Annotated in this window: 4 protein-coding genes; 2 read left to right on the forward strand and 2 right to left on the reverse strand. The window is 43.9% G+C overall.

The window, feature by feature from the left end; genetic code table 11:
* Positions 1–35: 35 nt before the first annotated feature.
* Positions 36–1,814 (forward strand): flotillin family protein, encoded by a 1,779-nt coding sequence (locus K5R16_RS15240; RefSeq protein ID WP_220738411.1) that lies wholly within the window; start codon positions 36–38, stop codon positions 1,812–1,814.
* A gap of 538 nt (positions 1,815–2,352) precedes the next feature.
* Positions 2,353–4,179 (forward strand): S8 family serine peptidase, encoded by a 1,827-nt coding sequence (locus K5R16_RS15245; RefSeq protein ID WP_220738412.1) that lies wholly within the window; start codon positions 2,353–2,355, stop codon positions 4,177–4,179.
* A 335-nt stretch (positions 4,180–4,514) separates the two neighbouring features.
* On the opposite strand, the gene K5R16_RS15250 is transcribed toward K5R16_RS15245, so the two are convergent.
* Positions 4,515–5,159, reverse strand: coding sequence for a DUF2913 family protein (locus K5R16_RS15250; protein WP_220738413.1), 645 nt, complete (start codon positions 5,157–5,159; stop codon positions 4,515–4,517).
* A 94-nt stretch (positions 5,160–5,253) separates the two neighbouring features.
* A complete protein-coding gene (locus K5R16_RS15255) occupies positions 5,254–5,886 on the reverse strand; it encodes a peroxiredoxin-like family protein (RefSeq protein WP_220738414.1) in 633 nt (210 codons plus the stop codon).
* Positions 5,887–6,094 lie beyond the last annotated feature (208 nt).

Genomic DNA, 6,094 nt, shown 5'->3' on the forward strand with positions numbered 1-6,094 from the left:
ATAAATTTAACCTAAATAATGAAGGAACATTATAGATGGAACCAGTACAAGATATAGCAGCAGGATTTGGTGGTAGCTTTGCTTTAATAATCGCAGGCTCAGTTTTTGTCGGTATGTTGGTAATTGGGATGATTTTTGCCAAATTGTATTGCCGTGCTACTAAAGAGATGGCGTTTGTTAGAACAGGCTTTGGCGGTGAGAAGATAATCAAAGATGGCGGCGCCATCGTTCTGCCCGTTCTGCATGAAACCACAGTGGTCAATATGAATACATTACGTATTGAAGTGGAAAAAACACAAAAAGATGCCTTGATTACCCGAGACCGCATGCGTGTTGATGTTAAAGCTGACTTTTACCTGCGAGTTGCTCCTAATGTGGAGGGGATCTCGATGGCGGCGCAAACTCTTGGAACCAGAACAACACGGGTCGAAGAGCTTAAAAAGTTGATGGAGAGTAAGTTTGTCGATGTACTGCGAGCCGTAGCAGCAGAGATGAGCATGACCGAAATGCACGAGCAACGTGCTGACTTTGTGCAGCGAGTGCAGAATAATGTGGCTAACGATCTTGAGAAAAACGGTCTTGAGCTTGAATCGGTATCGCTAACTGGATTCGATCAAACTGACCTGCAGTTTTTCAATGAGAACAATGCCTTCGATGCTGAAGGTCGCGCGCGCCTAGCTAAGATCATTGAAGAGAAGCGTAAAGAGACCAATGACATTGAGCAGGAAAACCGAATTAAAATAGAGCAACGTAATCTAGAAGCGGAAAAACAGTCGCTTGAAATTGAAAAGACGGAAGAGGAAGCAAGGCTCGTGCAACAACAGGCATTAGAGTTTAAGCGTGCAGAACAAAAAGCGGAGATTTTAAAACAACAAGAGCAAAAAACGCGGGAAGAGCGTGAGGCTGAAATTGCTAAAGAGCGTGCTGTAGAGACTGCTGAGATTGAGAAAACTAAAGATATCGAAACCCGCGAAATTGAAAAACGTAAAGCGATTGAGCAATCTCGTATTCAACAACAGCGAGATATTGAGGTTGCTGAACAAGATAAGCAGATAGCCGTTGCTGCTAAATCTGAAGAGGAGTCAGCTGCTCGCGCAAAAGCCGCAGATGCTGAAAAACTCAAGGTAGAGAAAGAAGAGGCCGTGATCACTACCCGCCAGGTCGCTGAAGCTAACCGCCGTAAAGAGATTGAAGTGATTGATGCGCGTAAAGAAGCTGAGCGTGAGGCGGTGGGTGTCACCGTTGAAGCGGAAGCAGAAAAGCGCGCGGCTGAAGATAGATCAAGTGCTATCCTCATTGAAGCAAAAGCTGCTGCAGATGCGAAGAAGTTAAGCGCTGAAGCCGATGAAAAAGTCTATGCGGTTGATGCCGCTGGTAAGCAAGCACTGCATGAAGCTGAAAACGTATTGAGTGATGAACAGATTGCCCTGCAACGCTCGCTGGCTATTTTGGCCTCATTGCCTGAAATTATCAAAGAGTCTGTTAAGCCGCTCGAAAACATAGAGGGCATTAAGATCCTGCAAGGTTACGGCGCTGGTAACAGTAATGGTACTGGTGCAGCAGAAACGGCAGGCCAACCAGGGGGCATTGCAGAGCAAGTCACTACCGCCGCATTAAATTATCGTGCTAACGGCCCTGTTGTTGATGCTATGCTGCAAGAGCTTGGACTGGTTGATGCAAAAACTGGCAATTTAAGTGAGTTGCTAAAAGGTAATAATAACCTCACCGAGCAAGCGCTTAATATTCCTAAGGTTGAGCTCGATACACTCGATGGTCACAGTCACAAGCAAACCACAGCAGCGGATCTCAACTAAATTCTCTGCCATTTAACAAGAGCGCCTTTCGGGGCGCTTTTTTGTGTCTAAAGCTAATGAGTATTTTGTAATTCAGGGGGTAACCAGCTTTATAACTTGGCTGATAACGTCGATTTTTATCTTACTTTACCAGAGTCATATCCAGCCTCAGCAGCAATTCTAAAAGCGCATCTAACGGCTAATTACTCGCTAATACTTTAGTGCTAGGAAGATATTCTAAAAAAATATGTTGAATTTTTACTCATTAAATTCACCTTTTTAGTTCACATACGGCATCGAAGAATATTAGTTAATTATCTGAAAAAAATAATTATAAGTTAGCTTTAGAAGTATTTTTTATATGGAGGTTTTATTCATATCGGTATGTACTTACAAAGTTTACAATTGTTAACGTATTGTTACATTTGATGGCTTGTGCTAGGTTTTTAAGTTCCATTTAGTTGGTATTACTGCCATCTAAGGGATTTGTAGTTAAAGAATCTAATAATTAATTGGGCCATAAAAGAGCCTTATGCAAACCTTTCTGGAGCAACACTATATGAAATTGACAAGAATTGCAGCGACCTTAATAGCACTATCTGTTGGCGCCTCTGGGGCAGCAATAGCAGATGAGCGATATGTTATTCAAGTGGATAACAGTAAAAAAGGCGTTGTAAAAGCCTTAGCAAAGAAGATGGGCGGACAATTAAAGCTTGATGGTGATGGCTTTATTGCTGCGACATTTTCAGGAAAAGATCTCGCTCAAGTGAAAGGTTTGCTTAACAACCCACATATTCAGCTTGTCGAAGTGGATCAACGCCGCTCGTTAATGTCTTTCAGTGATGACGTTGGCAACCCTATGACGCAGCAAATAACTCCTTACGCCGTTTATCAATCTAATGTAAATGATATTGGATTTGATAATGCAGCAGGTATGAAAGTTTGTATCATTGATTCTGGTTTAGATGCTTCGAATCCAGATTTTGAATGGGGCAATATTAGCGGTGACAATGACAGCGGTACTGGCAACTGGAATGAAAATGGTGGCCCACATGGTACGCATGTGGCCGGTACGGTTGGCGCTGCAGATAATAACGTAGGTGTTGTGGGCATGGCTCCTGGCGTAGATATGCACATTATTAAAGTATTTAATGCAGAGGGTTGGGGTTATTCATCCGATCTAGCTCATGCTGCTAACTTATGTAGTGCCGCGGGCGCCAATATTATCAGTATGAGCCTAGGTGGCGGTGGTTCAAACTCTACAGAATCAAATGCATTCCAGTCTTTCACTGATGCAGGTGGCCTTGTCGTTGCCGCAGCGGGTAATGATGGTAACAGTGTTCGCTCATACCCTGCTGGTTATCCTTCAGTGATGATGGTTGGCGCCAATGATGCAAATAACGACATTGCAGATTTCTCACAATTTCCAACGTGTACGACAGGTCGTGGTAAAAAGCAGAAAACAGATACCAGTATCTGTGTTGAGATCGCCGCTGGCGGTGTCGATACCCTATCAACCTATCCAGCGGGTATGGCAACAGCATCCAACATGAGTGCTGATGGCGTAGCGTACTCTAGTTCTGCAATGGAAAATGCCGGCTCTATTTCTGGAAGCGTGTATTACATGGGCACCGCTGAAACGACTGATGGCGGTGCAAACGGTATGGTTTGTATGATTGACCGTGGCGTTATCTCTTTCCATGACAAAGTGCTTAATTGTGAAAACTCAGGTGGTGTCGGCGCGGTTATTATCAATAATGAACCGGGTATGCTTTATGGAACATTAGGCGATACCAACGCTACGACTATCCCTGCTGTTGGCGCAGCATTTGAAGACAAAGCAGCGCTCATTGCGGCTGCGAATGCTGATATTGCCATAGGCACTTCTGATTACGGCTTTATGAGCGGTACTTCGATGGCAACACCTGCAGTATCGGGTATTGCAGCAAGAGTATGGTCTAACCATACAGAATGTACCGGCAGCGAAATTCGCGCAGCATTGAATGCTTCAGCAATGGACAGTGGTGCAAGTGGGCATGATGTTTACTTTGGTCACGGTATTGCAGATGCAGCAGCGGCTGATGCTTACTTAACGGCTAATGGTTGTGCTGGTGGTGATAACGGTGGTGACCCAGGCACTGGCGATGGTCTAGCTGTTACGACTGACCATTTTAAGCAACGTGGTGTAAAAACAGTTGAGCTTAGCTTTAGTGGCGCAGCAGGCAGTACAGTCGATGTTTATCGTGATGGCAACTTTGTTGGTTCATCAGCAAGTAATACGATTTATACCGATACTATTAGCACTAAAGGTGGTGGTACATACACCTATAAAGCATGTGATGCAGGAACGACTACTTGTAGCGCCAATGTTAGCGTAACATTCTAAAAGCAATTGCAATGCAATAGATAATACCAATTGCATTAAGTATTTGACCCGTTCAGAGCCCCTCAGTCTTTTCAATTCAAAGCGCATTGGTAAAGAAATGGTTATTCCCTTTTAAGCCAATGCAAAGCAGAAGTGGAAAGATTGAGGGGCTCACGTAGTGCGGGTTTCAAAACACTTTATGCTTCGCTATGAGATTTGGATATAGAATAACTATTAGCTCAAATCCCACTACTTGCCTACAGCGCTTTGAATTCCCGCTGAATGGTCAAACTTTTAATGCAATTGGTATAACAAAGGCCTGCATTTAGCAGGCCTTTTTACTTAATAGCGTTAGATTAATCCACTAATGGCTGTAACAGCGCCAATGCAGGTTGCAAATTTTTCGGCCAGATTTGATAAGCCTTATGGTGCTTAATCAATGAGGCCTTTTTGTTACCAGCGCTAAGTATTAGATCATGTTTATAAGCCACAGCGGCAAAGGCGGGCTCTGGTGCGCGTACATAAAGGGTAATGGGTTTTAACAGTTCATTGCCATCAATGCGTTGCTGAAATTGATCTTCTGGTATGATCAAACTCGAGTGACCATCACTAGCGAGCTTTAGCTTTTTAGTCACTTCTTGATCGGTAATGATAAGCCAATCGTCGGCTTCAAGTTCAGCTAGCATCGCTTTTAAAGATGCGGCTAGTCCTTGCTGTTTACCGCCAATGTAGCTGTACTGCTGGCTAATCTTTTGTAGTAAAAGTTTAAGTTCTGCAGCAGCGCCCATGCTACGAGCCTGTCTTATCCAAAAGGTAAGATCATCGGCTATCAATTTAGAAAAGCGACGTTCTTTAAGGGCGGTTACCATCCAGCTACATAAAAAATGACTCTCAGCGGCGGGGGTTTTAGCACTGCTGCTTTTTGCTGCATAATCGGAAAGTGCAGCAAGACCTGCGTTAGCAAAGTCTAAAAGGGCTTGGTTATAACTGGTATCGGACATGAGATCTCCGCCGTGGAAAGTAAGTGAGGATACGGCGGAGAGATTATAGCTAATCCCGTCTTTAACAGCTACGCCGAAGCGCAGCTGCAAGCGATTATTTGAGTGCCAGTTTTGCCGCGGTAGTAATTAGCTCAGGTGCTGGGCGCACTCTAAAGTTTGGATTTACATATTGGAAATGCACTAGGCCGCTAGCATCGCTGATATAAACGGCTGGAACAGGTAATACTAAGCGCTGTTCGCCAGACGGCGTTTGCCACAGCTTATTTTCAAGCTTCATCTTGCTGGTGTAACGCGCAGTGGTTTTGGCGCTAGTGAAATAGGCTAGGCCAAAGGCTTTACTGGTGTCTAAGTTGGCATCTGACAATAGGGTATAACTGAGGTCTTGTTTGGTCATTGAAGCTTTTAGTTTCTCAGGGGTATCTGGAGAGATGCCTATCAGCTGAAAACCCATCTCAAGTAGTTGTGGCTCAATTGCCTGCAATTGACCCATTTGAGAATTACAAAACGGGCACCAGCCGCCGCGATAGAAAAAGATAATGCTTGGCTTGCCTGCTGTGAGCTTGGCGATATCAACACTGTTGCCATTGAGATCTTTTAGTGAAGCTGAGGGAATGGTTTGTCCGTTCATTAACGGCATCACATTCAATTCATCGAGTGCAATAGGTTTAGCAAAAATAGGCAAACTGAACAGCAGTATAGTCAGTGAAACGAAGGTCTTTTTTAACATTATTTTGGCCTTTGAATGTAGAAGAAGTTATTCACCTAATAATAGACCTGTGAAATGTGATTTAACTTTCAATGTCTGTTGCTAGGGGCTGTTGATCTTTCACGGTTGTTTTTGCCGCAGTTTATTGGCTATTTTGACAAGGCGGAGGCTATGCCGTTTAGTTATTCTCCACAAATAGTCTACAACACAGTAAAAATAGCCAAGAAAC

This window comes from Shewanella sp. c952 (genome assembly GCF_019654975.1).
Classification (GTDB): Bacteria; Pseudomonadota; Gammaproteobacteria; order Enterobacterales; family Shewanellaceae; genus Shewanella.

Coding starts and splice junctions, on each gene's coding strand:
- K5R16_RS15240 (WP_220738411.1), top strand. CDS start 36: ATGGAACCAGTACAAGATATAGCAGCAGGATTTGGTGGTAGCTTTGCT.
- K5R16_RS15245 (WP_220738412.1), top strand. CDS start 2,353: ATGAAATTGACAAGAATTGCAGCGACCTTAATAGCACTATCTGTTGGC.
- K5R16_RS15250 (WP_220738413.1), bottom strand. CDS start 5,159: ATGTCCGATACCAGTTATAACCAAGCCCTTTTAGACTTTGCTAACGCA.
- K5R16_RS15255 (WP_220738414.1), bottom strand. CDS start 5,886: ATGTTAAAAAAGACCTTCGTTTCACTGACTATACTGCTGTTCAGTTTG.